Origin of the sequence: Kitasatospora fiedleri (assembly GCF_948472415.1) — a bacterium.
Taxonomy (GTDB): domain Bacteria; phylum Actinomycetota; class Actinomycetes; order Streptomycetales; family Streptomycetaceae; genus Kitasatospora; species Kitasatospora fiedleri.
In genome coordinates, this window is sequence record NZ_OX419519.1 from 3,395,274 (window position 1) to 3,419,016 (window position 23,743).

Annotated in this window: 23 protein-coding genes; 2 read left to right on the forward strand and 21 right to left on the reverse strand. The window is 74.8% G+C overall.

Annotated features, from left to right (window positions below; translation table 11 throughout):
* Positions 1-39 precede the first annotated feature (39 nt).
* A complete protein-coding gene (locus tag QMQ26_RS15660) occupies positions 40-1,116 on the reverse strand; it encodes a family 2 encapsulin nanocompartment cargo protein polyprenyl transferase (RefSeq protein ID WP_282206058.1) in 1,077 nt (358 codons plus the stop codon).
* 112 nt (positions 1,117-1,228) lie between these two features.
* Positions 1,229-2,632, reverse strand: a complete 1,404-nt coding sequence (locus tag QMQ26_RS15665) for a family 2B encapsulin nanocompartment shell protein (protein WP_282206059.1) — start codon at positions 2,630-2,632, stop codon at positions 1,229-1,231.
* A 348-nt stretch (positions 2,633-2,980) separates the two neighbouring features.
* Here QMQ26_RS15665 and QMQ26_RS15670 point away from each other — a divergent pair, with 348 nt between their 5' ends.
* Complete coding sequence (locus QMQ26_RS15670) at positions 2,981-4,141, forward strand: ATP-grasp domain-containing protein (RefSeq protein ID WP_282206060.1); 1,161 nt, start codon at positions 2,981-2,983, stop codon at positions 4,139-4,141.
* A 192-nt stretch (positions 4,142-4,333) separates the two neighbouring features.
* On the opposite strand, the gene QMQ26_RS15675 is transcribed toward QMQ26_RS15670, so the two are convergent.
* Positions 4,334-4,867 carry a methylated-DNA--[protein]-cysteine S-methyltransferase gene (locus tag QMQ26_RS15675; RefSeq protein ID WP_282206061.1) on the reverse strand — a complete coding sequence of 178 codons (534 nt, stop codon included), beginning with the start codon at positions 4,865-4,867 and terminating at the stop codon, positions 4,334-4,336.
* Positions 4,868-4,908: 41 nt separating this feature from the next.
* On the reverse strand, positions 4,909-5,133 hold the full coding sequence (locus tag QMQ26_RS15680; protein ID WP_100837668.1) for a hypothetical protein: 225 nt from the start codon (positions 5,131-5,133) through the stop codon (positions 4,909-4,911).
* A gap of 173 nt (positions 5,134-5,306) precedes the next feature.
* On the opposite strand from QMQ26_RS15680, the gene QMQ26_RS15685 reads away from it, so the two are divergent.
* Entirely contained in the window at positions 5,307-6,731 is a 1,425-nt protein-coding gene (locus QMQ26_RS15685; RefSeq protein ID WP_282206062.1) for a chloride channel protein, read from the forward strand.
* Here the strand turns inward: QMQ26_RS15685 and QMQ26_RS15690 are convergent.
* The 17 genes from QMQ26_RS15690 to QMQ26_RS15770 form a co-directional block, all read right to left on the reverse strand.
* Positions 6,725-8,197 carry an aldehyde dehydrogenase family protein gene (locus QMQ26_RS15690; RefSeq protein WP_282206063.1) on the reverse strand — a complete coding sequence of 491 codons (1,473 nt, stop codon included), beginning with the start codon at positions 8,195-8,197 and terminating at the stop codon, positions 6,725-6,727. The two genes, QMQ26_RS15685 and QMQ26_RS15690, sit on opposite strands and share 7 nt — an antisense overlap.
* 44 nt (positions 8,198-8,241) lie before the next feature.
* Positions 8,242-9,135, reverse strand: a complete 894-nt coding sequence (locus QMQ26_RS15695; RefSeq protein WP_100837665.1) for an isocitrate lyase/phosphoenolpyruvate mutase family protein — start codon at positions 9,133-9,135, stop codon at positions 8,242-8,244.
* Positions 9,136-9,185: 50 nt separating this feature from the next.
* Complete coding sequence (locus QMQ26_RS15700; RefSeq protein ID WP_282206064.1) at positions 9,186-9,785, reverse strand: thiamine pyrophosphate-dependent enzyme; 600 nt, start codon at positions 9,783-9,785, stop codon at positions 9,186-9,188.
* Positions 9,785-10,309, reverse strand: a complete 525-nt coding sequence (locus QMQ26_RS15705) for a thiamine pyrophosphate-binding protein (RefSeq protein WP_282206065.1) — start codon at positions 10,307-10,309, stop codon at positions 9,785-9,787. Before QMQ26_RS15705 ends, QMQ26_RS15700 begins: the two co-directional genes overlap by 1 nt.
* A 43-nt stretch (positions 10,310-10,352) precedes the next feature.
* Entirely contained in the window at positions 10,353-11,639 is a 1,287-nt protein-coding gene (locus QMQ26_RS15710) for an ATP-grasp domain-containing protein (RefSeq protein WP_282206066.1), read from the reverse strand.
* The gene (locus QMQ26_RS15715; RefSeq protein WP_282206067.1) at positions 11,636-12,685 is read right to left on the reverse strand and encodes a hypothetical protein; all 1,050 of its coding nucleotides are present in this window, start codon (positions 12,683-12,685) and stop codon (positions 11,636-11,638) included. The genes QMQ26_RS15710 and QMQ26_RS15715 overlap by 4 nt, the downstream gene beginning before the upstream one ends.
* 52 nt (positions 12,686-12,737) lie before the next feature.
* Entirely contained in the window at positions 12,738-13,595 is an 858-nt protein-coding gene (locus QMQ26_RS15720) for a TauD/TfdA family dioxygenase (RefSeq protein ID WP_282206068.1), read from the reverse strand.
* 25 nt (positions 13,596-13,620) lie between these two features.
* A complete protein-coding gene (locus QMQ26_RS15725) occupies positions 13,621-14,016 on the reverse strand; it encodes a P-loop NTPase family protein (RefSeq protein WP_100837660.1) in 396 nt (131 codons plus the stop codon).
* Positions 14,013-15,335, reverse strand: a complete 1,323-nt coding sequence (locus tag QMQ26_RS15730) for a cation:proton antiporter (protein WP_282206069.1) — start codon at positions 15,333-15,335, stop codon at positions 14,013-14,015. Before QMQ26_RS15730 ends, QMQ26_RS15725 begins: the two co-directional genes overlap by 4 nt.
* Entirely contained in the window at positions 15,328-16,614 is a 1,287-nt protein-coding gene (locus tag QMQ26_RS15735) for a sulfate adenylyltransferase subunit 1 (protein WP_282206070.1), read from the reverse strand. The genes QMQ26_RS15730 and QMQ26_RS15735 overlap by 8 nt, the downstream gene beginning before the upstream one ends.
* Positions 16,615-16,616: 2 nt before the next feature.
* A complete protein-coding gene (gene cysD / locus QMQ26_RS15740) occupies positions 16,617-17,537 on the reverse strand; it encodes a sulfate adenylyltransferase subunit CysD (protein WP_282206071.1) in 921 nt (306 codons plus the stop codon).
* Positions 17,534-18,088: an adenylyl-sulfate kinase gene (gene cysC, locus QMQ26_RS15745; RefSeq protein ID WP_282206072.1), complete on the reverse strand. Its 555-nt coding sequence runs from the start codon at positions 18,086-18,088 to the stop codon at positions 17,534-17,536. The genes cysD and cysC overlap by 4 nt, the downstream gene beginning before the upstream one ends.
* Positions 18,085-20,070, reverse strand: coding sequence for an inositol monophosphatase family protein (locus QMQ26_RS15750; RefSeq protein WP_282206073.1), 1,986 nt, complete (start codon positions 20,068-20,070; stop codon positions 18,085-18,087). Before QMQ26_RS15750 ends, cysC begins: the two co-directional genes overlap by 4 nt.
* A complete protein-coding gene (locus QMQ26_RS15755; protein ID WP_100837655.1) occupies positions 20,036-21,298 on the reverse strand; it encodes an MFS transporter in 1,263 nt (420 codons plus the stop codon). The genes QMQ26_RS15750 and QMQ26_RS15755 overlap by 35 nt, the downstream gene beginning before the upstream one ends.
* 110 nt (positions 21,299-21,408) lie before the next feature.
* A complete protein-coding gene (gene pyrB / locus QMQ26_RS15760) occupies positions 21,409-22,455 on the reverse strand; it encodes an aspartate carbamoyltransferase (protein ID WP_100837654.1) in 1,047 nt (348 codons plus the stop codon).
* A gap of 116 nt (positions 22,456-22,571) precedes the next feature.
* Positions 22,572-22,781, reverse strand: coding sequence for a hypothetical protein (locus QMQ26_RS15765; protein ID WP_282206074.1), 210 nt, complete (start codon positions 22,779-22,781; stop codon positions 22,572-22,574).
* A gap of 42 nt (positions 22,782-22,823) precedes the next feature.
* Positions 22,824-23,696, reverse strand: a complete 873-nt coding sequence (locus QMQ26_RS15770; protein WP_282206075.1) for a TauD/TfdA family dioxygenase — start codon at positions 23,694-23,696, stop codon at positions 22,824-22,826.
* Between the last annotated feature and the right edge of the window lie 47 nt (positions 23,697-23,743).

Genomic DNA, 23,743 nt, shown 5'->3' on the forward strand with positions numbered 1-23,743 from the left:
CGGGTGAACGCGCCGCCGCCCGGGTGGTGGCGGGTGCGCTCAGTACGCCCGGCGGGTGACGAGTTCGGCGAGGGCGAGCAGGTCGTCGGCGCGGGAGGGGTCGGGGACGGCGGTGGCGAGGTGGGCGATGGCGGCGGCCATCCGCTCGCAGCTCTCCGCCTGGGCCCAGGCCCGGCCGCCGGCCCGGTCGACCGCGTCGGCGGCGGCGGCGAGTTCGGCGGGGCTGAGCGGGCGGCCGGTGGCGTAGAGCGCGGCGAGTTCCGCGCCGGCGGGGGTGCCGGAGGAGAGGGCGTGCACCACCGGGAGGGACTTCTTGCGGGCGGCGAGGTCGGCGCCGACCGGCTTGCCGGTGACCGCGGGGTCGCCCCAGATGCCGATCAGGTCGTCGATCAGCTGGAAGGCCAGCCCGATCTCGCGACCGAAGGCGTCCATCGCGTCGGCGGTCCCGGCGTCCGCGCCCGCGTACAGCGCGCCGAGCGCGCAGGCGCAGCCGAGCAGGGCGCCGGTCTTGCCCTCGGCCATGCCGAGGCACTCGGCGAGGGTGACGTCGGCGCGCTGCTCGAAGGAGCAGTCGGCCTGCTGGCCGGCGCAGAGTTCGACCACGCAGTTGGCGAGGCGGCGGACCGACGCGGCGGCGGCCGGGTGCGGGTCCTCGGCGAGCACCCGCAGGGCCAGCGAGTGCATGGCGTCGCCGGCCAGGATGGCGCCGGTGGTGCCGAACACCCGCCAGGCGGTGGGGCGGTGGCGGCGGGTGTGGTCGCGGTCGAGAACGTCGTCGTGCAGCAGGGTGAAGTTGTGCACCAGCTCGACGGCGGTGGCGGCGCGGACCGCGTCCTGCGGGCGGCCGCCGACCGCGGTGGTCGCGGCGAGGACCAGCGCCGGGCGGATCGCCTTGCCGGTGCCGGCCGCGCCGGGGCTGCCGTCGGCCTCCAACCAGCCCAGGTGGTAGCCGGAGATCCGCCGCATGGACTCGGGCAGGGTGTCGACGGCGGCGCGCAGCGCGGGGCCGACGGTGCCGCGGGCCCGGTCGAGCAGGGCCAGCGCCTCGGCGGTGTCCCGGCCCCCGTCGGTGGCGGCGGCCCCGTGCTGGTCGCGTTCGGGCACGGTGATGGCCATGGTGAAGTCCTCCCCCTCGGCCGGCCCCGGCTGCGGGGCGGCAGGAATGCGCGCTGACGGGCGGTCAGGCGGTGGAAGGGGCGGGCCCAGGACGGTGGGCCCGCCCGGGTGGTCAGCGCCGGTGGTCGACGTCCACGTTCTCCAGGACGCCGATCGCGTCGGGGACGAGGATCGCGGCCGAGTAGTAGGCGCTGACCAGGTAGGAGACGACCGCCTTCTCGTCGATGCCCATGAAGCGGACGTTCAGGCCCGGCTCGACCTGGTCCGGGAGGGTGCCGGGGCGCAGGCCGACCACGCCCTGGTTGTCCTCGCCGACGCGCATCGCCAGGATCGAGGTGGTGCCGTCGACCACCGGGATCTTGGTGCAGGTGAGGATCGGGACGCCGCGCCAGCTGGGCACCGTCCGGCCCTCGAACCGGATCGCCTCGGGGTACAGGCCGCGGCTGTTGCACTCCCGGCCGAAGGCGGCGATCGCCTTGGGGTGGGCGAGGTAGAACTTGGTGCTGCGCCGGCGGCAGAGCAGTTCGTCCAGGTCGTCGGGGGTGGGCGGGCCGGAGTGGGTCTGGATGCGCTGGCCGTACTCGGCGTTGGCCAGCAGGCCGAACTCCGGGTTGTTGACCAGCTCGTGCTCCTGCCGCTCGCGCAGCGCCTCGACGGTCAGCCGGAGCTGGTGCTCGGTCTGGTCCATCGGCTGGTTGTAGAGGTCGGCGACCCGGCTGTGCACCCGCAGCACCGTCTGGGCGACGCTCAACTCGTACTCGCGCGGGGCGGGTTCGTAGTCGACGAAGGCGGTGGGCAGCTCGAACTCGCCCTCGTGCCCGGCCGACATGCCGATCGCGGCCTCGCCCTTGTGGGTCTGCGGGAGCTGCGCGTCGGCGAGGAAGGCGAGGATCTGGTCGCGCAGCGCCGGGGAGCGGTCGGCGAGTTCCTGGAAGGCGGGCCAGGGGAGCACCATCGCGGTGCCGGCGGTGGTGGCCCGGACGCTGTAGGGCCAGCGGCGGTCGGCGACGGTGAGCGCCTCGTCGCCGAGGTGGTCGCCGTCGGCGAAGGTGCCCAGCACGGTGGGGTCGCCGTACTTGCCGGTGCCGAGCTTGTCGACCTTGCCGTGCGCGATCAGGTAGACCTGGTCGATCTCGCCGCCCTGCTCGACCAGCACCTCGCCCGCGGCGAAGTCGCGCTGGACGAAGCGGCCGGCCAGCTCGGTGAGCAGCGCGTCGTCCGCGAAGCCGCGCAGCACCGGGACCTCGCGCAGGGTGGGCGGGACGACCGAGACCCGGCGGCCGTCCTGCACGAAGCCCACCCGGCCGCGGCCGACCGCGTACGACAGCCGCCGGTTGACCCGGTAGGTGCCGCCGGAGACCTCGACCCAGGGCAGGGCGCGCAGCAGCCAGCGGTTGCTGATCTCCTGCATCTGCGGGGCCGACTTGGTGGTCGACGCGAGGTTCTTGGCCGCCGCCACCGAGAGGCTGCTCCGCTGCTCCGCCCGGGGAATTTCGGTGGTGGTTTCGGTCGTCATTTCCGCGGGGCCCCTAGATCGTGTCGACGGCACGTTGCGGCAACCATGCTGACGGCCGTTCAGGTGAGGCGGCAATCACTCGTGGGGGTGATTCGGGTACGCGGGCACGGCGGGCGCGACCAGCGCGCCGGGCCGGTCGGCGGGCGGTCCGGGCCCGCTCCGGGGGCCTTTTCCGGGCGCTCCCGCGGGCCCTCGTTCCGGGCGTCCGCGCTGCTCACCGGCCCCCTGTTCGAATCCGCCCGGAACAGCGCTAAGGTGGCCCCCTCACCGCGTGGTGACCGCCGCCGCAGCGCAGGCGAACCGGTCGGTGACCTCCCATCGGCACGCCCTTCTCCAGGGAGACCCCTCGTGACCGCGCCCGTCCGCGTCTGGCTGAACCGCACCTACGCCGAGAACGTCTTCTTCATCGACCTGCTGCGGGCCGCGCCGCGACCGGTGCACGTCCTGGCCACCCACGTCGACCCCGACTCCCCGGTGCTCGCCGCCGCCGATCTCGGCGCCCTGGAACCCGACGGGCTGAGCGCCGAAGGGTACGTGGAATTCGCGCTGGAATTCTGCGCCCGGCACGACGTGGACGTGTTCCTGCCGCGGCTGCACCAGTTGGCGATATCGCTGCGCCGCCGCGACTTCGAGGCGCTGGGCACCGCGCTGGTCTGCCCGCCCGCCCCGGCGATCTCGCTGTTCACCAGCAAGGCCGACGGCTACCGGGCGCTGGACGCGGCCGGGCTGCCCACCCCGCTGTGGCGGCAGGCCGACACCGCCGCCGACCTGCTCGCCGCCGTCGAGGAGATCGAGGCGACCGGGATGACGGCCTGCCTGAAGCCGGCCAGCGGCGCGGGCGGCGAGGGCTTCCGGGTCCTGACCCGCGAGCCGTTCCACCTCGGGCGGCTCTCCGGGTACGTGGACACCCGGGTCCAACTCGACCAGGTGCTGGGCGCGTTGGAGCGGTCCGCGGCCCCGGCCGAGCTGCTGGTGATGCCGTACCTGGACGGCCCCGAGGTGTCCGTCGACTGCCTGGCCGAGCAGGGCGGCCGGGTGCTGGCCGCGGTCGGCCGCACCAAGCAGGGCCGCCGCCGCGGCTTCACCGTCGACCCGGCCTACCTGGGCCCGGCCCGCCGCCTGGTCGAGGAGTTCGGCGTCGGCCACCTGTCGAACGTGCAGTTCCGGCACGAGCGGGGCACCGGCCGCCCGGTGGTCCTGGACGTCAACACCCGCCCGTCCGGCGGCCTGCACCAGCTGCGCCTGTGCGGGCTCAACCTGCCCGCCGCGGCCGTCGAACTCGCCCTGGGCAACCGGCCGTCGCTGCCCGCGGCGGAGGAGCTGACGCTCGGCGACTACACCCTGGTCTCCACCATCCAGGCGGTGCTGCCCCGGCAGGCGGCGGCGCCCGCGCTGGAGCGGATCGGCGGTGTCGGCGGTATCGGTGGGGGTGTCGGCGTCGGCGGCATCGGGGGCGGCGTCAGCGGCGTCGGCGGTCTCGGCGCGCGGCTGCTGCCCGCGGCGGGTTAGGCCCTGTCCGGTCGATCTTGTCGGATCGGCGCGCGGCGTCGGGCGCCCGGCTGGGAGTGCCGGCGGAACGCCCTCGTACTGGGTGTACTCGGGTGTTTCGCCGGTGCTTCCGAGGGGCACCTCCCAGCCCCCCTTGGGGCTGGGGGAGGGATGCCCGGCGTCGCGCGCCCGGCAAGATCGGCCGGACAGGGCCTAAAGCTCCGGCCCGGACCAGTCCAGGGTCGGCGGGAGCACGCCCTCCAGGGTGAGCAGCCAGCGCTTGGTCTCCACGCCGTGCCACGCCCCGCCGAAGCCGCCGAGCCCGTCGGCGGCCACCACCCGGTGGCAGGGCACCAGCAGCGGCAGCGGGTTGGCCCCCATCATCTGCCCGACCGTCCGGGCCGGGACGCCCGGCTCGGTCGGCTCGGTGAACACCCCGCTGCGGGTGGCGAGTTCGCCGTAGGTGACGGTCCGCCCCCAGCCGACGTCGGTCCACAGGCGGCGCAGCACGGTCAGGTGCGGGCCGGAGGCCAGCCGCCAGTCGATCGGCAGCTCCAGTTCGCGCCGCGCGCCGGCGAAGTACTCGCCGACCCGGGCCCGTACCGTCGCGGCCTTCCGCCCGTCGGCGCACTCCGGCACCGGACTGTCGCAGACGTAGCTGGCGGCGGCCACTCCCCGGTCGGTCACCGCGAACCGCATCGGCCCGCTCGGCAGCGGGGTCGGGACGGTCACCCAGGAGAGTTCCATCCCGCCACTGTAGGGCGCGCCGGGGCCCGGCCGGGCCGTGCTCAGAGGTGGTCGCGGAGGTGGCCCGCGAGGGTGCGGGACCAGGTGGCCAGGGCGGCGCGGTCGGGGGCCTCGCCGCCGCCGAGGGCGGCGAGCTGTTCGGTGGAGAGGCGTCCGCTCGCGGCCAGCGCGGAGAGGCCGGCGAGCAGGGACGAGAGCCGTGCGGCGTCGTCGTGGCCGAGCATCACGAGGGTGTCGGTGTGGCCGATGGTCATGGAGCCGGGCATCGCGTCCTCCTCGGTCGTTCCTTCCGTCCACCGTACGGCCGTGGGGAGGGTGCTCGCCCGTTCGGGCCACTCCGATGGCCGAGGGGCCGGTCGGCGGCGGACGGTCGGAGGACGCGTGCCCGCCGGACGGGAGCAGCCGGACGGGAGCAGCCGGACGAGAGCAGGGAGTGCAGATGCCAGCACAGGCCGCCGGTTCCGCCGCCCCGCCGCCCGGTCTGCGCGAGCTGCTCCGCAGCCCCGGGTACGGGCGGCTGCTGCTGGTGTCGGCGCTGGTCGGGGTGCCGGTCTCGCTGGCGGCGTTCGGGTTCGTCGGCCTGGAGCACGCCTTGCAGCACTGGGTGTGGGAGTCGCTGCCGCGGAAGCTGGGCCACGCGCGCGCGCCCTGGTGGTGGCCGCTGCCCGCGCTGGCGCTGGCCGGTCTGCTGCTGGCGCCGATCGTGACCCGGATGCCGGGGCGCGGCGGGCACACGCCGGTGCTGGGGCTGGGCGGGCCGCCGACGCTGCCGGTGGAGGTGCCGTCGGTGGTGCTGGCGGCGCTGGCGGCGCTGCCGCTGGGCGCGGTGCTCGGCCCGGAGGCGCCGCTGATGGCGCTGGGCAGCGGGCTGGCGCTGCTGACGGTGAGCGCGGCGAAGCGGGCGGCCAGTCCGCTGCTCGGGCCGATGCTGGGGGCGGCCGGGTCGACGGCGGCGATCGCGACGATCTTCGGGAGTCCGCTGGTCGCGGCGGTGATGATGATCGAGGCGGCGGGCCTGGGCGGGGCGCAGCTGACGATGCTGCTGCTGCCGTGCCTGCTGGCGTCGGGGGTGGGGGCGCTGGTGTTCACCGGGTTCGGGCACTGGACGGGGCTGTCGATCGGCGCGCTGAGCCTGCCGTCGGTGCCGAGGGCGGGGCTGCCGGACGCGGGGGACTTCCTGTGGGGGGTGCCGCTGGCGGTGGTGATCGCGGTGGTGCTGGTCGCGGGGCAGACCCTGGGGCACCGCTCCGCCGCGTTCACGGCGCACCGGACGGCGGTCCGCACGGTGCTGTGCGCGGTGCTGGTGGGCGGGTGCGTCGCCGGGTACGCGCTGGTGACGGGGCGGTCGCCGGAGGAGGCGGCGCTGTCCGGGCAGGCGACGCTGGGGCAGCTGGCCGCGGACCCGCACGGCTGGCCGGTGGGGGCGCTGCTGGCGCTGGTGCTGTTCAAGGGGCTGGGCTGGGGCGTGGCGCTGGGGTCGCTGCGCGGCGGCCCGATCTTCCCGGCGGTGCTGCTGGGCGCGGCGCTCGGGGTGGCGGCGGGCGGCCTGCCGGGCCTGGGCACCGAGGCGGGGCTGGCGGCCGGGCTGGCGGCGGGCAGCGCGGCGGTGACCCGGCTGCCGGTGACCAGCACGGTGCTGGCGGCGGCCCTGCTGGGCGACCAGGCGACGGACTCGATGCCGCTGCTGATCGTCGCGGCGGTGGTGGCGTTCCTGACCGCGACGTTCGTCCACCGGGTGGCCGCGCCGGGGCCGGACGCGGGGCGGGGCGCGGGGCCGGACGCGGGCGCGGGGGCCGGGCCGGAGCCGGGCGCGGGGGCCGGGCCGGAGCCGGGCCGCCCGGCGCCCGCCGGGCCGGTTCAGTAGGAGATGCAGGCGCTGCGCAGTTCGGTGTAGAAGTCCCAGACCTGCGGCGAGCACTCGGCCGGGCCGTACTGGGACTCCTTGGCGCCGATGTGCGGCATGTGCGGGTAGGCGCCGACGCCCGGGCGGTTGACGTGGAGCATGCCGACGTCGATCCGGTCGAGGGCGTCGAGGGCCAGGGAGGTGTCGCGGGTGAAGACGGCGGCGGCCATGCCGTAGCGGACCCCGTTGACGATCCGCAGGCCGTCCTCGGGGCCGTCGCAGGTGATCACCGAGAGGACCGGGCCGAAGATCTCCTCCTGGGCGACGTGGCTGTCCGGGCGGACCAGGTCCAGCACGGTCGGGGCCATGAAGTAGCCGTCCGGCAGGCCCTCGGTGAGCCGGCCGCCGCCGGTGACCACGGTGGCGCCGTCCGCGGTGGCGCGCCGGACGCCCTCCAGGCAGGCGTGCAGGCGTTCGGCGCTGACCACCGGCCCGAGCCGGGCGTCCGGGTCCGTGCCGGGGCCCACCCGCAGGGCCTCGGCGCGGGCGGCGAGGCGGCGGACCAGTGCGTCGTGGACGGCGCGGTCGACGACCACCCGGCTGGTCGCGGAGCAGCGCTGCCCGGCCTGGCCGAAGGCGCCGGCCACGATCGCGTCGGCGGCCCGGTCGAGGTCGGCGTCGGCGAGCACCAGGGCGGCGTTCTTGCCGCCCATCTCCAGCTGGGTGCGCAGGAAGCGCGGGGCACCCGCGACGTGGATGGCCCGGCCGACCTCGACCGAGCCGGTGAAGGAGACGCCGGCCACGTCGGGGTGGTCGACCAGGGCCTCGCCGACCTCGCGCCCGCCGTGCACGAGGTTCAGCACGCCGTGCCCGGCCCCGGCCTCGACGAAGCAGTCCACCAGCAGGGTCGCGGTGAGCGGCGTCAGCGGGGAGGGCTTGAGGACGGCGGTGCAGCCGGACAGCAGGGCGGGGGCGACCTTCCAGGCCGGGATGGCCAGCGGGAAGTTCCACGGGGTGATCAGGGCGACCACCCCGATCGGGTCGCGCCTGGTCAGCGCCAGGGTCCGCGGGTCGTCCGCGGGCAGGGTGGCGCCGCCCAGGCGGCGGCCCTCGCCGGCCGTGAACTCCAGCAGCGCGACGGTGCGGTCCACCTCGCCCAGCGCCTCGTGCGGGAGCTTGCCCTGCTCGCGGGTGATCGCCGCGGCGAACTCGGCGCGCCGCTCGGCCACCAGCCGGGCCGCCCGCAGCACCACCTCGCCCCGCCGGACCGGTCCGAGCGAGCGCCAGGCCGCGAGCGCCGCCCGGGCGGCGGCGACCGCCGCGAGCGCGTCGGCCGCGGCGGAGTCGGCGCTGCGGCTGACGGTCTCGGCGAGGTCGCCGGGGTTGCGGTTGTCCCGGCTGCGGCCCGAGGCGGCGCCGCACCACCGGCCGGCGACGTGGTTGCGGGCTTCGGCGAGGCGGGGGCCGGCGGTCAGGCGGGGCTCCATCGTGATCCCTTCGTGGGCGGGGCGAGGCGGGGCGGGCGGCTCGGTCAGCCGAGGGCGGCGTACTGGGCGGTCAGCGCGTCGTGCCGCTCCTGGCGGGCGAGCAGCGCGTCCACGTTCTGCAGGGCGAAGACGTCCTTGAGGGTGGCGATGGACCCCTCCACGGCGTGGGTCGAGCCGGCCGCGCCGATCTGGCCGAGCACGTCGCGCATGGCGCTGATCGCCGCGCGCAGCCCCTGGTTGGCGTAGATCACGCCGCCGAACCGGCGCTCGGTCAGCTCGGCCGCGGTGACCTGCGGGTAGGTGGTCGGGACGACGATGACCGGGAGCGCGCCGGTGTAGGCCGCGCGGAAGGCGAAGACCTCCTCGGGGGTGGAGAGCTTGGAGTGGATCAGCAGCGCGTCCGCGCCGGCCGCCTCGTACACCGTGGCGCGGCGCAGCGCCTCGTCCAGGCCGGCGCCCGCGATGAACGCCTCGATCCGGGCGACCACCACGAAGTCCTCGCCGGTGCGGGCCTCCTTGGCGGCGGTGATCTTCGCGGCGAAGTCGCCGATCGGGGCGAGGTCCTGGTGGCCCTCGACGAAGCTGTTGAGCTTGGGGAACTGCTTGTCCTCGATGCAGACGCCGGCCAGGCCGCGAGCCTGGTACGAGCGGACCATGTGGGCGACGTTGCCGACGCCGCCGAAGCCGGAGTCGCAGTCGGCCAGCACCGGGACGTCCACCGCGTCGGCGATCTGGGCGGCGGCCTCCAGGCACTCGGACATGGACAGCACGTTGGCGTCCGGCAGGGCGCGGCTGGCGGAGATCTCCAGGCCGCTGGCCCAGATCGCCTCGAAGCCGGCGTCCTGGCCGAGCTTGGCGCTCAGTGCGCTGTGCGCACCCACCAGGCGGATGACCTCGGAACCGTTCAGGCCGTCGCGCAGGGTACGGCTCTTGGACATGGGGGGCTCCTTCAGGGGGCGGGACGAAGTGGGGGAACGGTGGGGCGGGGTCAGGACGCGGGCTGCAGCGCGTCCGGACGGTTGAGGGCGCGGTGGACCCGCGCGACGATCTCCTGCGGGGTGTGCGTCACCCGGCGCCCGGGGCCGTCGGCGCGGGGGCCGGTCAGGGCGTGCAGCAGGACCGGGCCGGCCGGGAGCCGGGCCGCGCGCAGTTCGGCGGCGGTGGCGACCCGGACGGCGGCCCGGTAGCCGGCCGCCAGCGCCAGCGCGCCGAAGTCGGTGCGCCGGACGGTGAGTTGGCCGCCGGTGCTCTCGTGCATGCCGTTGTCGACCACCACGTGCAGCAGCTCGGTGCCGGACGCGGCGACCAGCGGGAGCACGCCGAGGTTCATCAGCAGCGAGCCGTCGCCGTCCAGGGCGATGACGGTGCGGCCGGGGCGGGCCAGCGCGATGCCGAGGGCGACCGGGGCGGCCATGCCCATCGAGCCGACCAGGTAGAAGTTCTCCGGCCGGTCGGCCGCGTTGAACAGCTCCCGGCTGGTGAACCCGCAGGTGGAGACCACGACGGCGTCCGGGTGGCGGTCGAGCAGCTCGCCGATCACCTCGGTGAGGCTCAGCGCGGGCCCGGGGGTGAGCAGGTGGTCGGTCATCAGATCCCTTCCCGGACGACGAGCACGCCGCAGCGCTGCTCCCGCTTCATCTGGTCGATCACCCGGGCCACCGACCCGGCCGGGTCGGCCGGGTCGAGGAGGGTGTGGGGGAACGTGAACAGGTCGAGCAGCGCGAGGAGTTCGGCGCCGATCACGTCGTGCTCGACCGCGTCGTTGCCGTCGTGGCCGCGCCAGCTGACCACGAGCAGCACCGGCACGTCGTAGATCAGGTTGAACGAGGTGAGCACGTTCAGGCAGTAGCCGAGCCCGGAGTTCTGCATCAGGACCACGGCCTGCTCGCCGGCGACCACCGCGCCCGAGGCGACGCCGACGGCGCTGTCCTCGCGGGGGGCGGGCAGGTAGCGCAGGGCGGCCAGCCGCGGGTCGTCGCCGGGCTCCTCCAGCAGCCGGAACGCGCCGTTCAGCAGGCTGCAGGGGACGCCGGTGGCCAGCGTGTAGCCGTGGTCGACCAGGCTGTGCAGCAGGTCGCGGGCGGTGGTGCCGCCCACGCTGGACGTGTGCATGTTGACCTTCCGTCGGTCGGTTCGGGGGTGGGGGCGGCCGGGCTCAGCCGAGCGGGGCGTACTCGGCCCGATGGGCGGCCAGCACCCGTTCGGCGAGCTCGGCGCAGTGCGCCGGGTCCTCGCCGGCCAGCAGGAACGTCAGGACGCCGTACGGGCGGTCCGGGTGCAGTTCGGCGCCGGGGGCGAAGCGGGTCTTGCAGAACACCAGCTCCGGGAAGGCCGCCAGCAGTTCCTCGCGCGGGGTCTGCCGGACCAGGGTGACCGCCTCGGCGGGCGGCGGCACCGAGCGGTACAGCGCGTGGCGGACGGCCCGGTAGTCGCCCTCGGCCGGGCGGCCGAGCGCCAGCCGGACGACGTCGGCCGCGATGTCGGTGTCGGCGCAGGCCCGCAGCAGGTGGCCGATCGGGCCGCCGAGCCGGGCGTTCAGCTCGATGCAGGCGGGCCCGTCCGGGGTGAGCTTGAGCTCCAGGTGGGTGGCGCCCCAGCGGATGCCCATCGCCGCGATGACCCGCCCGGCGTGCTCCAGCACCTGGCGGCGGCGCTCCTCGGGCAGCGAGGTGGGCATCAGGTGGCCGGTCTCCACGAACGCGTCGAGCGGGAGCTTGTCGGTGATCGCGACGTGCCGGACCCGGCCGTCCTCGACCAGCGACTCGACGCTGACGTAGTCGCCGAACCCGGGCCGCCCGTACCAGTCGTCGCCGACCAGCAGCTGCTCCAGGACGAACCGCGGCTCCGGGTCGAACAGCGGGGAGGTGCGGTAGGCGTCCAGGGCGGCGCGCAGCCGCTCCCGCAGCTCGGCCTCGTCGTGGACCTTGGCGACCAGGAAGCTGGCCGCGCCGTGCACCGGCTTGAGCACCGCGGGGAAGCCCACCTCGGCGGCGGCCTCCGCGAGGTCGGCCTCGCAGGTGACCTCCCGGAAGCGGATCTTCTCGACGCCCGCCTCCCGCAGCCGGCGGCGCTGCGCCAGCTTGGACTGCGCGGTGCGGACCGCCTCCGGCGGGTTGCCGGGCAGGCCCAGGCGCCGCTGGGCCTCGGCCTGGGCCACGATCAGCGGCTCGCCGAAGGTGGCGACGCCGTGCACCGGGCGGCGGGCGTGCAGCTCCGCCAGCAGGTCGGGGACGGCCAGGTGGTCGGCGACGGTCAGCCACTCGCCGGTGCAGCCGGCGCTCCAGGCCGTGCGCAGCGCCTGCGCCGCGGCGGCGGACGGGCCGCCCTGGTACCAGACCACGCTGATCTCGGAGGTCACCCGCCGGGCGGAGGCCAGCGCGGCGTCCGGGGAGATGCCGCCGGCGCCCAGCAGCAGCACCAGGTGCGGGTCGGGGGCGCTCACCGGGTGCCGGCCGGGACGGCGCGGGCGGGCAGCGCGGGCAGCAGCAGGCCGGTGACCAGGCGGTCCAGGTCCCGCTCGTCGTGCGGGTCGACCAGCTCGACGCCCATGCCCCTGCCGACCCGTTCCCGGGCGGCCATCACGTTGCGGTGCGGGACGCCGTGCACCGGCGGGATGGTGATGCCGTTGCGGGTCAGCCAGGTGTCCGCGCCGAGCGAGGCCATGGTGTCGGAGGGCACCAGGACCAGCGCCCGGGCCGCGGCGACCAGGCCGGGGTCGCGCAGGATGTCCGGGATGCCGGCGCCCCACAGGTCGCCGCCGAGTTCGGCGACGACGATCTCGGCGCCCTGCCCGGTCAGCCGGGCCGCCAGGTGCCGGGCCGCGCCGACCACGGTGTCCGCGGTGTGGCCGTAGGTGGTGGCCAGGCCCGCGTCCACGAAGTCGGCGGCGCAGTGGGCGCCCGCGTCGGCGAGGGTCAGCAGGTCGCGGAGCCGGCCGGTGCCGGCCAGCTTGGTGACGCCCACCCGCACCCCGTACCGGGCGGCCAGGTGGTGCACCAGCGCCGCGGCGAAGGTGGTCTTGCCGACCTCGGCGGCGGTGCCGCCGACGAACACCACCGGGGTGGCCGGGGCCTCGGTCGCGGCCTGCCGGCGCAGGCTCAGCACCCGTCCGTCCGGGCCGGCGGCGAGGCCGGTCAGCTCCAGCGCGGTGGCCGTGCCCAGCGAGGACGGGGAGGAGGCCGCGATGCCGACCACCCCGCCCACCGCCAGCAGGTCGGCGGGGGTGCCGGCCTTGACGGCCAGGCCGTCCTCGGGCAGGCCGCCGTAGATCGACGTGGTGGAGTGGCGGTCGCCCAGCACGCCGACGACCTCGTCGCCGACCCGGATGCGGACGTCCCGGCCGTGGACGTTCTCGACCCGCGGGTAGGCGCCGACCCGGACCACCCGGGCGATCACCAGGTCACCGGCGCGGCCGGTGCCCTCGACGGCCGTCAGCCGCTCCGGCAGCTCCTGCGCACCACGGGTGCAGCTCGTGATTACCGTGCTCATGTCTCTTTCCAGGATGGTGAGTTGGCGGGAAGTGGACCGAACCTGGTTCGGATCACTGGATGTTGACGCTCCAGATGGTGCGCGGATTGACCTCGGTCCGGCCGTCGGCGGCGGTCCGCGCCGCCACCACGTGCTGCCGGCCGTGCCCGTGGCGGTCGTTGTCGATGATCACGACGTCGCCCGCGCGCATCAGGTAGACCTGCTGGAGGGCCGGGTCGTTGGCGGCGGCGTGGAAGCGCTCGACCGCCTCGAACCAGCGCTCGCCGCCCTCGATCTCCCCGGCGGCCTTGCGCAGCCGCCCGAGGTCCTGCGGCAGCCGGGCCGCGCAGTCGTCCGCCACCGGGGTGTACCGGGGGGTGCCGGGCAGGTAGAGGAAGGGCAGCTCGGAGGGGGCCTCGTCGAGGTGCGAGGCGGGGAAGCTCATCGCGAGGCCGGTGAGCTGCCGCAGGTCCTCGGCCCAGTGCTCGGGGTGGCGCTCGCGCAGCGCGGCCAGCACGTCGCCCCAGCGCACCAGCAGGGACTCCCCGTTGCGGCCGGGCTCGAAGCCCTGCCAGCCCGGGTCGGCCATCAGCATGGCCAGGTACAGCGGGCGGCGCCGGGCGAAGGAGCGGCCCGAGTGCATGGGCAGCGAGCCGGCCTTCTCCTGGACCCGCTCGACCCCCTCGGCCTGCGGCGCCCGGCAGCGGACCACGTTGATCGCCTCGTGCAGCGCGTACGCGGCCTTGGTCGAGCCGGCCGCGTAGTTGGGGCACAGCTCGCCGAGCCGGGACAGCAGGGCGATGTAGCGGTCCACCTCGATCGGGAAGTTGCGGAGGTAGGCGAGCCGGTGCGCGGCGACCGAGGCGAGGGCGGCGGCCTCGATCTCCTCGGCGGAGCGGCCGGAACAGTCGATGGCGAATTCTTCGAACACGGGTGCTGGCTCCTGGGACGGGGGGTCAGGTGCGGCGGACCAGGTGGTGCGCGCCGAGCAGGGCGAGCAGGGCGTCGACCGTGGGCGCGGGGCCGGGCCCGGCGGCCGGGGCGAGGAAGGCGGTGCCGGACAGCCGGTGGCGCTCGCGCACCTCGGCCAGCCCGGACGGCTCGGGGCCGGCGCCGGCCACCACCGCCAGGACCCCGTTGCGGGCGAGGATCTCGGCCACCATCCCGGTGCGCCGGACGGCCCCGGCCGGGTCCTCCCCCGGCAGCGGCGGGAACACCGGGAGGAACTCGGCCCGGCGGTGGTGCCCGGTGCGCAGCAGCGCGGCGAGCTCCGCCCCGGCGTCGTGCTCCCGGGCGTCCGCCAGCCAGAGGGTCGCGCCCGGCAGGCAGGTGCAGACGGGGGCCGGCCTCATGCCGCACCCGCCCGGACCGCGACGGGCTCCCCGGCCACCGGCCGGTCCGTCGCCAACTGCCCCCGGGAGACCGCCCGTTCGAGCCAGCCGCCGGCCATCAGCGAGGTGACGACCGCGGTCAGCACCAGGGTGGTGAACAGCGTCGCGTTGATGATGTCCGCGTCGTACGCCAGCGTGGCCAGGACGATGCCCGGGCCGCCCCGGGCGTTCATCGCCACCGCCAGGTTGGCCGAGCGCACCGGCGGACAGCCCGACCAGCGGGCCCCCGCGTACACGCTGCCCGCCTTCACCACGCAGGCGAAGGCGATGAACAGCACGGTGAGCAGCGGGTCGAAGGAGTGCACCAGGTCGAGCTTCAGGCCCACCACGGCGAAGTACACCGGGATGAAGAAGTTCGCGGCGAAGGCGTGCACCGCCCGCGCGGGCTCCTCCCCCGCGCCCCGCACCGCCCCGCCCCAGCCGGCCACCAGGCCGACCAGGAAGGCACCGTACATCGGGGTGATCCCGGCGAACAGGCAGCCCGCGGACGCCGCCAGCACCGCCGACAGCTGGACGGCCACCCCGCCCGCCCGGCGACCCGCGGTGGCCGTCCGGCGGCGCACCGCCACCCCGACCGCCGCCATCAGCGCGAACAGCACCACCGGCGCCAGTGCGTGGTAGGCCAGCGCGGCCGGGCCGTCGCCGACCCCGAGCAGCGCCGCCGCCCCGAAGCTGTCGTGCCGCCCGTCGTTCACCATGCCGAGCGCCACCGAGATCACCACGTTGAGCGCGATGTCCTCCAGGACCGCCACCGAGAGCACCACCCGGGCGAAGTCGGTGCCGAGGATGCCCAGGTCGAGCATGATCCGGGAGATCACCGGAATGCTGGTGATCGCCACCGCGCAGGCCAGCACCAGGGTCAGCGCCGCCCGGTCCCCCGCCGGGCCGACCACCCGCCCCAGGTCGAGGAACGGCGCGAGCCCCAGCCCGAAGGCGAACGGCACCACCATCCCGACCACGGCCACCAGGCCCACCGTCCGGCCGTCGCGCCGGGAGAACACCGCCCGCATCTGCGCCCCGGCCAGGAACATCAGCAGCAGCGTGCCGAGCTGGTAGACCAGCGCCAGCCCGGACGCCGCCGGACCGGTCCGCGGGAACAGCCAGCCCTGGGCGTGCGGGGCCAGCAGGCCGAACAGCGAGGGCCCGAACAACAGACCCCCGACGATCTCACCGATCACCGGGGGTTGGCGGAAGCGGGCGAACACCCTGCCCAGCAGGTGCGCCGACATCAGCAGCAGCACCAGTCCGGCCAGCAGCCGGAACAGATCGACGTCAGGCATGGCGGGTCCATTCCTCCGCGGTCGAACCGGCCATGCCGGCGGTGAGGGTGGTGCCGTCGGTCGGGTCGATCAGGATGAACGAGCCGGTGCGGCGGTTGGTGGTGTAGTCGTCCAGGGCCAGGGGTTCGGCGGTGCGCAGGAGTACGTGGCCGATGTCGTTGACGTGCAGTCCGTCGGTGGCGGGGCGCTGGTGGAGGGTGTCGATGTCGATGCGGTAGCCGATGTCCTTGACGAGGGCACGCACGGTGCGGGTGGTGTGTTTGAGGAGCACTTTGGCGCCGACGTGCAGGGGGCGTTCGTTGAGGTGGCAGACGGTGGCCTCGACGTCCTTGGTGGGGGCGGGGGGCCGGCCGGCCGCGATCAGGTCGCCGCGGGAGATGTCGATGTCGTCCGCGAGGCGGACCGTCACCGACTGCGGGGCCCAGGCGATCTCGGTGGGGGTGCCGAGCGCGTCGATCGCCGCGACGGTGGTGGTGTGGCCCGAGGGCAGCACCGTCACCGCGTCACCGACGCGCAGGACGCCGGAGGCCAGCTGGCCGGCATAGCCGCGGTAGTCGTGGAACTCCTCGCTCTGCGGCCGGATCACGTACTGGACCGGGAAGCGGGCCGGCTCGGCGGCCGGGTCGATGCCGACGGGCACGGTCTCCAGGTGCTCCAGCAGGGTGGGGCCGCCGTACCAGTCCATCGCGGCCGAGGGCTCGACCACGTTGTCGCCGGCCAGCGCCGAGATCGGGATGGCGACGACGTCCTTGACGCCGAGCGAGGCGGCGTAGGCGGTGAACTGTTCGGCGATGGTCGCGAAGACGGGTTCGGCGTAGTCGACGAGGTCCATCTTGTTGACGGCCAGCACCACGTGCGGGACGCGCAGCAGGGCGGCGACCGCGGCGTGGCGGCGGGTCTGCTCGACCACGCCGTTGCGGGCGTCGACGAGGACGACGGCGAGTTCGGCGGTGGAGGCGCCGGTGACCATGTTGCGGGTGTACTGCACGTGGCCGGGGGTGTCGGCGAGGATGAAGCGGCGTCGGGTGGTGGCGAAGTAGCGGTAGGCGACGTCGATGGTGATGCCCTGTTCGCGTTCGGCGCGCAGGCCGTCGGTGAGCAGCGCCAGGTCGGGGGCCTCCTGGCCGCGGCGGCGCGAGGCGTGCTCGACGGCCTCCAGTTGGTCGGCGAGCACGGATTTGGAGTCGTGCAGCAGCCGGCCCACCAGGGTGGACTTGCCGTCGTCCACGGACCCGGCGGTGGCGAAGCGCAGCAGCGAGGCGGTGGTCTGTGTCGTCATGGTTAGAAGTACCCCTCGCGCTTGCGGTCCTCCATGGCGGCCTCGGACATCTTGTCGTCGGCGCGCGTCGCCCCTCGTTCGGTGAGGCGGGAGGCGGCGATCTCGGTGATCACGGCCTCGATGGTGGTGGCGTCGGAGTCGACGGCGCCGGTGCAGGACATGTCGCCCACGGTGCGGTAGCGCACCAGGCGGGTCTCGACCGTCTCGCTCTCCTTCGGGCCGCCCCACTCGCCCGCGGTCAGCCACATGCCGTCGCGCCGGAACACCTCGCGCCGGTGGGCGTAGTAGATCTCCGGGAGCTCGATGCCCTCGCGCTCGATGTACTGCCACACGTCGAGTTCGGTCCAGTTGGAGAGCGGGAAGACCCGGACGTGCTCGCCCACGGCGTGGCGGCCGTTGTAGAGGGACCACAGTTCGGGGCGCTGGCGGCGCGGGTCCCAGGCGCCGAACTCGTCGCGCAGGGAGAAGACGCGTTCCTTGGCGCGGGCCTTCTCCTCGTCGCGGCGCCCGCCGCCGAAGACGGCGTCGAACTTGCCCCGCTCGATGGCGTCGAGGAGGGGGACGGTCTGGAGGGGGTTGCGGGTGCCGTCGGGGCGTTCGCGCAGCAGGCCGCGGTCGATGTAGTCCTGCACGGAGGCGACGTGCAGCCGCAGGTGGTGCCGGGCGACGGTGCGGTCGCGGTAGTCCAGGACTTCGGGGAAGTTGTGGCCGGTGTCGACGTGCAGGAGAGCGAAGGGCACCGGCGCGGGGGCGAAGGCCTTCAGTGCGAGGTGGAGCATCACGATGGAGTCCTTGCCGCCGGAGAACAGGATCACCGGCCGCTCGAACTCGCCCGCCACCTCGCGGAAGATGTGCACCGACTCCGCTTCGAGGGCGTCCAGGTGGGCGGTGCGCAGGACGGGGGCGGGGGTCGCGGTCGTCATACCAGTCCCTTCCGGATGAGGAGTCGGTGCAGTTCGGTGACGGTGTCGGCCGTGGTGCGGCCTTCGGTGCGCAGCCGCAGGTCCGGGTTCTCCGGCACCTCGTACGGGTCGTCCACTCCGGTCAGTCCGGAGAGCTCGCCGGCGGCCTGCTTGGCGTAGAGGCCCTTGACGTCCCGCGCGGAGCAGACGTCGACGGGCGTGGCCACGTGCACTTCCAGGAACGGTGTGCCGTTCGCCGCGTGTCGTGCGCGCACGGCGTCGCGGGAGTCGGCGAACGGGGCGATCACCGGGGCGAGCACCTTGACGCCGTTGGCGGCGAGCTTCTGGGCGACGAAACCGATCCGGGTGACGTTGGTGTGCCGGTCCTCGCGGCTGAACCCGAGGCCCTGGGAGAGGAACTCGCGGATCTCGTCACCGTCCAGCACCTCGACCCGGTGCCCCTCGGCCCGCAGCCGCTCGGCCAGCGCGCACGCGAGGGTGGTCTTGCCCGCACTGGGCAGGCCGGTCAGCCACACGGTGGCGCCGCGCTGGACGGGTGCCGGCGCGGTCACGGGCGGTCCTCGGCGGGGGTCTCGGCGGCGGTCTCGACGGCGATCGCCGCCAGCAGGACCGGGGCGTCCTCGGTGCGGCAGACCAGCAGGTCGGGCAGGTAGGGGTCGGCCTGGTTGTAGCGCATCGGGGAGCCGTCCAGGCGGGAGACGTGGTACCCGGCAGCCAGCGCGACGGCGGCCGGGGCGGCGGAGTCCCACTCGTACTGGCCGCCGGCGTGGACGTAGGCACGGGCCTCGCCGAGCAGGACGGCGGCGCTCTTGGCACCGGCCGAGCCCATGCCGACCAGGTCGGAGCCGACCCGGGCGGCGACCCGGGCGAGGAAGGCCGGGGGCCGGGTGCGGCTGCCGAGCAGGTCGCGGGCGGTGGGGTCGGCCGCCGGGTGCGGGCGGGCGGTGGAGAGGGTGGTGCCGCGGGCGGGCAGGGCGACCGCTCCGGCGGCCAGCCGGCCGTCGACCCAGAGCGCGACGTGCACCGCCCAGTCGGCGCGGCCGGCCTCGGCGTACTCGCGGGTGCCGTCCAGCGGGTCGACGATCCACACCCGGTGGGCGTCGAGCCGGGCCGGGTCGGCGACGCCCTCCTCGGAGAGGACGGCGTCCTGCGGGCGGTGCCGGGCGAGTTCGGCGGTCAGGAAGGCGTGCGAGCGGGCGTCGCCGAGGTCCTTGAGGCTGCCGGGGTCGGCCAGGGCGGTCTCGGTGCGCAGGCCCAGCAGCAGTTCGCCGGCCTGTTCGGCGAGCCGGTGGGCGAGTTCGTGGTCCTCGGGGCCGGCGGCCGTCCCGTCGTACGCCTCGGCGGCGGGGTGGTGGACGTGCACGGTGGTGCGGGCGAACAGCCGCCGTATCCAGGTCTCCGCCGCGTCGGGGTCGGGGTGGGCGACCGTGCCGGACAGCGGGAGGTTCTCGGGGCGGTAGGAGGGGGCGCTGGGGCAGCGGGTGCCGGGGGGCGCCAGGCGGTGGCCGGTCAGCACCGGGTCGTCCAGCAGGCCGTCGGCGACCCGCACGGTGACGGGGGCGGAGCCGTGGACGTGGCCGGGGTAGAGGAAGAAGCCGTGGTGGAGGTCGGCGCGGGCCGGGCCGATGAAGCGTTCGGCGAGGGCGTCGTCGACGTCCGAGGCCATGTCGAGGGTGTGCAGGTAGGCGCCGGTGCGCAGTTCGGTGGCGCGGACGATGTAGCCGCCGCCGCAGCGGGCCGCGGCCTCCAGGAAGACCGGGCCGTCGGCGGTCTCGATCGCCTCCAGGTGGAAGGTGAGCGTCTCGCCGCCCAGGGCGCGGACGCAGCGCACCGCCCAGTCGGCGAGGGCGGGGTCGTCGCGCTGGACGGTGCCGACCGGTTCGCCGCGCTCGAAGCCGAGCGGCGTGCCGATGTAGCGGGAGGGCTGGACGATCACGGGTTCGCCCCGGAAGAGGAAGCCGTCGACGTGCCAGATCGGGCCGTCGACATACTCCTCCAGTTCGAGGCGGGCGGCGGCCCGCGGGTCGTCCTGGGCGCGGAGGTGGGCGGCGGCGTCGGCGTAGGAGTCGAAGACCCGGACGCCCTGGCTGCCGGAGCCGTCCCGGGGCTTGAGCACGGTGCGGCCCGGCCAGGGGGCGGTGTCGGGGAGGGCGTCGGCGGGCAGGTGGCGGGGCACCCGCAGGCCGGCCGCGGCGACGGCACTCTTCATCGCCAGCTTGTCGCGGAAGTTCCGTGCGGTGTCCGGGAGTTGGCCCGGAATGTCGAACTCGGCGCGCAGCTCGGCCGCCGGGGTGATCAGCTTCTCGTGCCGGGCCAGGACGCGTTGGTGCGGGGTGGCGGCGAGCAGCGGGCGAAGCTGTTCGGCGACGTCCCGGGCCGGGTCCCAGGGGAACTTCTCGCAGCGAATCCGGTCCGGGATGTTGTCGAGGTACTCGGGCGCGCCCGCGTAGGTGACGTCGTGCGCCTCGTGGTCGATGGCCCGCTCGTAGCCGAGCCGGTCAAACAGGTTCTGGTGAAGGACCAGGATTCGCACCGGGGTTCTCCTTGAGTGTGAGGTGGATGACGGCCCAGGCCGCCAGGGCGCACAGGCCCATGGCCGCGAACAGCAGCGACCGGTCGGCCCAGGCCAGCACCAGGCCGCCCGCCGCCGGGCCGACGCCGAGGCCGAGGTTGCGCAGGGTGGACGCCCCGAAGTAGGTGCCGCGCAGGCCGGGCGGCGCCAGCTCGTCGACCACCACGCTGACCGTCGGCACCACCAGCACCTCGGCCATGCTGACCAGGACCACCAGGGCGACCAGGCCGGCCTTGCTGAACTCGACGAAGCAGAAGGCCAGGCAGACCGCGGCGAACAGCCCGTTGCCCAGCTGGATGGTCCGCCGGGGGCTGAGCCGCTTGGCGATCGCGGTGGCGGGCGGCTGGAGGGCGATCACCGCGACCGCGTTCACCGTCAGCAGCACCGAGAAGAACCGCACGCCGTCGGCGAAGCCCCGGCTGACCACCGCGGACAGGTTCGACTCGATCTGGCAGTAGGCCAGCGCGAACAGCACCATCGACAGGGTCAGCCCGCGGAACGTCCGGTCCGCACCGAGCACCCGGAGCGCGCCGCCCAGGCTGCGGCGCTCGGACGGCGCGGTGGCCGCCCCGAGCTCGGTGCCCCGGGTCAGCCACCAGAAGGCCAGCGAGAAGGCCAGGTAGCAGCTGCCGGAGACGACGAACGCGGCCCGGGCGGAGGCGATCCCGAGGAAGGCGCCGACCGGCGGGCCGATCGCCACCGCGCAGTTGGTCAGCACGTAGCGGTGCCGGAACACCGTCGGCCGGCGCTCGGCGGGCAGGCTGTCGGCCATCATCACCTGGGTGACCGGCCAGAAGAACGCCGACATCATCCCGTAGCCGGTGTTCAGCAGCGCGAACAGCACCGGGAAGGCCACCGTCGCGCGCAGGAAGGTCGCGGTCAGGAAGAACAGCAGGAAGACCGCGGAGCTGCCGAACAGCCCCACCAGCAGCACCCGCCGCTTGCCGACCCGGTCGGCGAGCACGCCGCTGACGAAGCCCGCGCCGAGCGAGCCGATCTGGCTGAGCCCGACGATCGCGCCGATCACGTAGGGCGGGGCGTCGACGGTCCGGCTCAGGTAGATCGTCATGAACGGGATGCACAGGAAGGAGACCAGCTTCAGGACGAACGTGCTGGCCATCGTGACCGAGACCAGCGGGGTCCGGTACACGGCGAAGTCTCCGCCGCCGCTTCTCACAGGAACGTTCATGGCTTTCCTCGTCGCGGAACCGGAGAACGCCGGGGCGGGCCGGTCGGTGACCGGCCCGCCCCGGCGTTCCAGGAGGGCTTGCGTGTGCTGTTGTCGCGGCTACCGGGCCGTCAGGAGGCGGGGTTCCGGTAGAACGGGGCGTCGTCCGGCCCGGTGTACTCGGGCTGGAACCAGGTCGCCGGGCGGAGCGCGCCGGGCACCTGGTCGGCGACGCCCAGGACGGAGGCGAACAGCGCCATCCGCATCGGGATGCCCGCGTCGGTCTGCCGGAAGATCGCCAGCCGGTGGTCCCGGTTCAGGTCGGTGGCCAGGTCGTTGGAGCCGGGGCGGCTGTCGCGGGGCAGCGGGTGCATGATCACCGCGTCCTCCCGGCAGGCCCGGGCGACCAGCGCCCTGTCGATCCGGAACTCGTCGCTGTACGGCAGCGGCTGGTCGGCGAAGCGCTCGGTCTGCAGGCGGGTCGCGTAGACCAGGTCGGCGTCCTTGAGGCCGCTCTCCGGACGGTCGCTCAGCTCGATCCGGTGGCCGCGGCCCTCGGCCAGCTCCAGCAGTTCGGCGGGCATCCCGAGCGGGCCGGGGGCGACGCAGACGATGGTCAGGTCCCGGTACAGCGAGACCAGCTTGATCAGCGAGTGCACCGTGCGGCCGTGCCGCAGGTCGCCGACCAGGGCGATCCGGCGGCCGTCCATGGAGCGGCCGGTGCGGGAGAACTCCCGGTGCAGGGTGTACATGTCCAGCAGGGCCTGGGTCGGGTGCTCGCCCGCCCCGTTGCCGCCGTTGACCACCGGGACGTTGGTGGCCGCCGCGAACTCGTGGACGGCGCTCTCCTCGGGGTGGCGCATCACGATCAGGTCGCTGTAGCCGCTGACCACCCGGCTGGTGTCGGCCAGCGACTCGCCCTTGGAGATCGACATGATCTCCGCGCCGGTGCTGGAGATCACCGAGCCGCCCAGCCGGGAGAACGCGGACTCGCAGCTGAGCCTGGTCCGGGTGCTGGCCTCGAAGAACAGGCTCGCCATCACCGCGCCCTCCAGCACCCGCACCACCTCGCGGCCCCGGGCCACCGGGGCCAGCAGGTCCGCCAGGGCGAAGAGGCGCTCCAGTTCGTCCCGGTCGAAGAGGTCGCTGGAGAGGACGTGCCTGCCGATGAGAGACATGACGGAAACCGACTTCCTGGTGGTGATCTGCTGCGCCGACAGTGTAGAGCCGGCGGTGTCCGGACACCGGACGACCGCCCGGGCGCCGGGCGGCGCGGGCGGTCGTCCGGGCGCGGTCAGCCCGCGTGCAGGGCGACCAGCTGGACGGACGAGACGTTGCGCTGCTCGACCTCCTTGAGCGAGGCCACCGCGGTGTCCAGCGACCGGGCCGCCGCGTCGGTGCCGGCCCCGCCCATCAGCGCGTCCAGCTCGCCCTGGAGCTCGGCGCAGACCGCGTCCAGGTCGGCCTGCTCCTCGGTGCGGGGGGTGTCGTCGGGAGTGCTCATGTGCTCGCTTCCTTCGGGACGGGAGGGCTCCGGGCGGAGTCCTCAGTGAACGGTGACGCTCCACAGCTCGCGGTTGTTCGACCGGACCTCGCCGTCGGCCTCGTACTCGCCGACGATCCGGAGCCGGCCGTGCGCGAAGCGGTGGTTGTCGAGCAGCAGCAGGTCACCGCGCTCCAGCGGGAAGCAGGCGAAGAACGCCTCGTCCGCGCTCGCCTCCATCAGGTACGCCAGCGACTCGCGGTACTCCTCGAACTCCGGGACCCGCCCGCCCATCGCCTCGACCTTGGCGAGCAGGTCCTGCTTGAGCCGCACGCCCACGTCGTACGGGCCGCGGGCGTCCGGCAGCGGGTAGAGCAGCGGCAGGTCGCTGAGCTCCTCGCGGACGTTGTTCGCCTCGAAGGTGAGCGGGGTGCCCGCGAGCCGGGCGAAGTGCCGCTCGAAGACCTCGCCGTCCCGTTCGGCGAGCCGGGTGAACAGCTCGTTCCAGCACAGCACCACGGACTCGCCGCGCTCCCCGGCCGGGGCCTCCCGCCAGCCCGGCTCGACCATCAGCATCGCGAAGTGCGAGGGCCGCGGCGAGCGCCAGGACCGGGCCGAGTGCGGCCGCAGGCCGCCCGCCACGTAGTGCACCGACTGGGCGCCGGTGACCTTCTTCTTGTACTTGACCCGGTTGATCTGCGGGTGCGGGTCGGTCTTCTCCAGCGCGCTCAGCGACGAGTAGTTCATCAGTGGCTCGCCGAAGCGGCCGAGGAACTCCAGGTAGCGGTCCGGGTCCGTCGGGAAGCCGCGGACCAGGCAGATCCGGTTCTTCTCCATCGTCTCGCGGGCCTCGGCCGCGACCTGCTCGACGGACTTCCCGGCGCCCTCGACGCGCTCGTCCTGGATCTGCCGGGCCAGCGGGCTCTGCGGGTGCATCGTCCTTGCCTTCCTTGACGTGGGTGGTGGGGTCGCGCGGGCCCGGG

What these genes read in the sequence shown, in the direction of transcription:
- QMQ26_RS15730 (WP_282206069.1), bottom strand. Translation starts at nt 15,335, where the DNA reads ATGCCTGACGTCGATCTGTTCCGGCTGCTGGCCGGACTGGTGCTGCTG.
- QMQ26_RS15695 (WP_100837665.1), bottom strand. Translation starts at nt 9,135, where the DNA reads ATGTCCAAGAGCCGTACCCTGCGCGACGGCCTGAACGGTTCCGAGGTC.
- cysD (WP_282206071.1), bottom strand. Translation starts at nt 17,537, where the DNA reads ATGACGACCGCGACCCCCGCCCCCGTCCTGCGCACCGCCCACCTGGAC.
- QMQ26_RS15770 (WP_282206075.1), bottom strand. Translation starts at nt 23,696, where the DNA reads ATGCACCCGCAGAGCCCGCTGGCCCGGCAGATCCAGGACGAGCGCGTC.
- QMQ26_RS15765 (WP_282206074.1), bottom strand. Translation starts at nt 22,781, where the DNA reads ATGAGCACTCCCGACGACACCCCCCGCACCGAGGAGCAGGCCGACCTG.
- QMQ26_RS15755 (WP_100837655.1), bottom strand. Translation starts at nt 21,298, where the DNA reads ATGAACGTTCCTGTGAGAAGCGGCGGCGGAGACTTCGCCGTGTACCGG.
- QMQ26_RS15680 (WP_100837668.1), bottom strand. Translation starts at nt 5,133, where the DNA reads ATGCCCGGCTCCATGACCATCGGCCACACCGACACCCTCGTGATGCTC.
- QMQ26_RS15700 (WP_282206064.1), bottom strand. Translation starts at nt 9,785, where the DNA reads ATGACCGACCACCTGCTCACCCCCGGGCCCGCGCTGAGCCTCACCGAG.
- QMQ26_RS15735 (WP_282206070.1), bottom strand. Translation starts at nt 16,614, where the DNA reads ATGACGACACAGACCACCGCCTCGCTGCTGCGCTTCGCCACCGCCGGG.
- QMQ26_RS15715 (WP_282206067.1), bottom strand. Translation starts at nt 12,685, where the DNA reads ATGAGCACGGTAATCACGAGCTGCACCCGTGGTGCGCAGGAGCTGCCG.
- QMQ26_RS15705 (WP_282206065.1), bottom strand. Translation starts at nt 10,309, where the DNA reads ATGCACACGTCCAGCGTGGGCGGCACCACCGCCCGCGACCTGCTGCAC.
- QMQ26_RS15725 (WP_100837660.1), bottom strand. Translation starts at nt 14,016, where the DNA reads ATGAGGCCGGCCCCCGTCTGCACCTGCCTGCCGGGCGCGACCCTCTGG.
- QMQ26_RS15690 (WP_282206063.1), bottom strand. Translation starts at nt 8,197, where the DNA reads ATGGAGCCCCGCCTGACCGCCGGCCCCCGCCTCGCCGAAGCCCGCAAC.
- QMQ26_RS15675 (WP_282206061.1), bottom strand. Translation starts at nt 4,867, where the DNA reads ATGGAACTCTCCTGGGTGACCGTCCCGACCCCGCTGCCGAGCGGGCCG.
- pyrB (WP_100837654.1), bottom strand. Translation starts at nt 22,455, where the DNA reads ATGTCTCTCATCGGCAGGCACGTCCTCTCCAGCGACCTCTTCGACCGG.
- QMQ26_RS15685 (WP_282206062.1), top strand. Translation starts at nt 5,307, where the DNA reads ATGCCAGCACAGGCCGCCGGTTCCGCCGCCCCGCCGCCCGGTCTGCGC.
- QMQ26_RS15665 (WP_282206059.1), bottom strand. Translation starts at nt 2,632, where the DNA reads ATGACGACCGAAACCACCACCGAAATTCCCCGGGCGGAGCAGCGGAGC.
- QMQ26_RS15660 (WP_282206058.1), bottom strand. Translation starts at nt 1,116, where the DNA reads ATGGCCATCACCGTGCCCGAACGCGACCAGCACGGGGCCGCCGCCACC.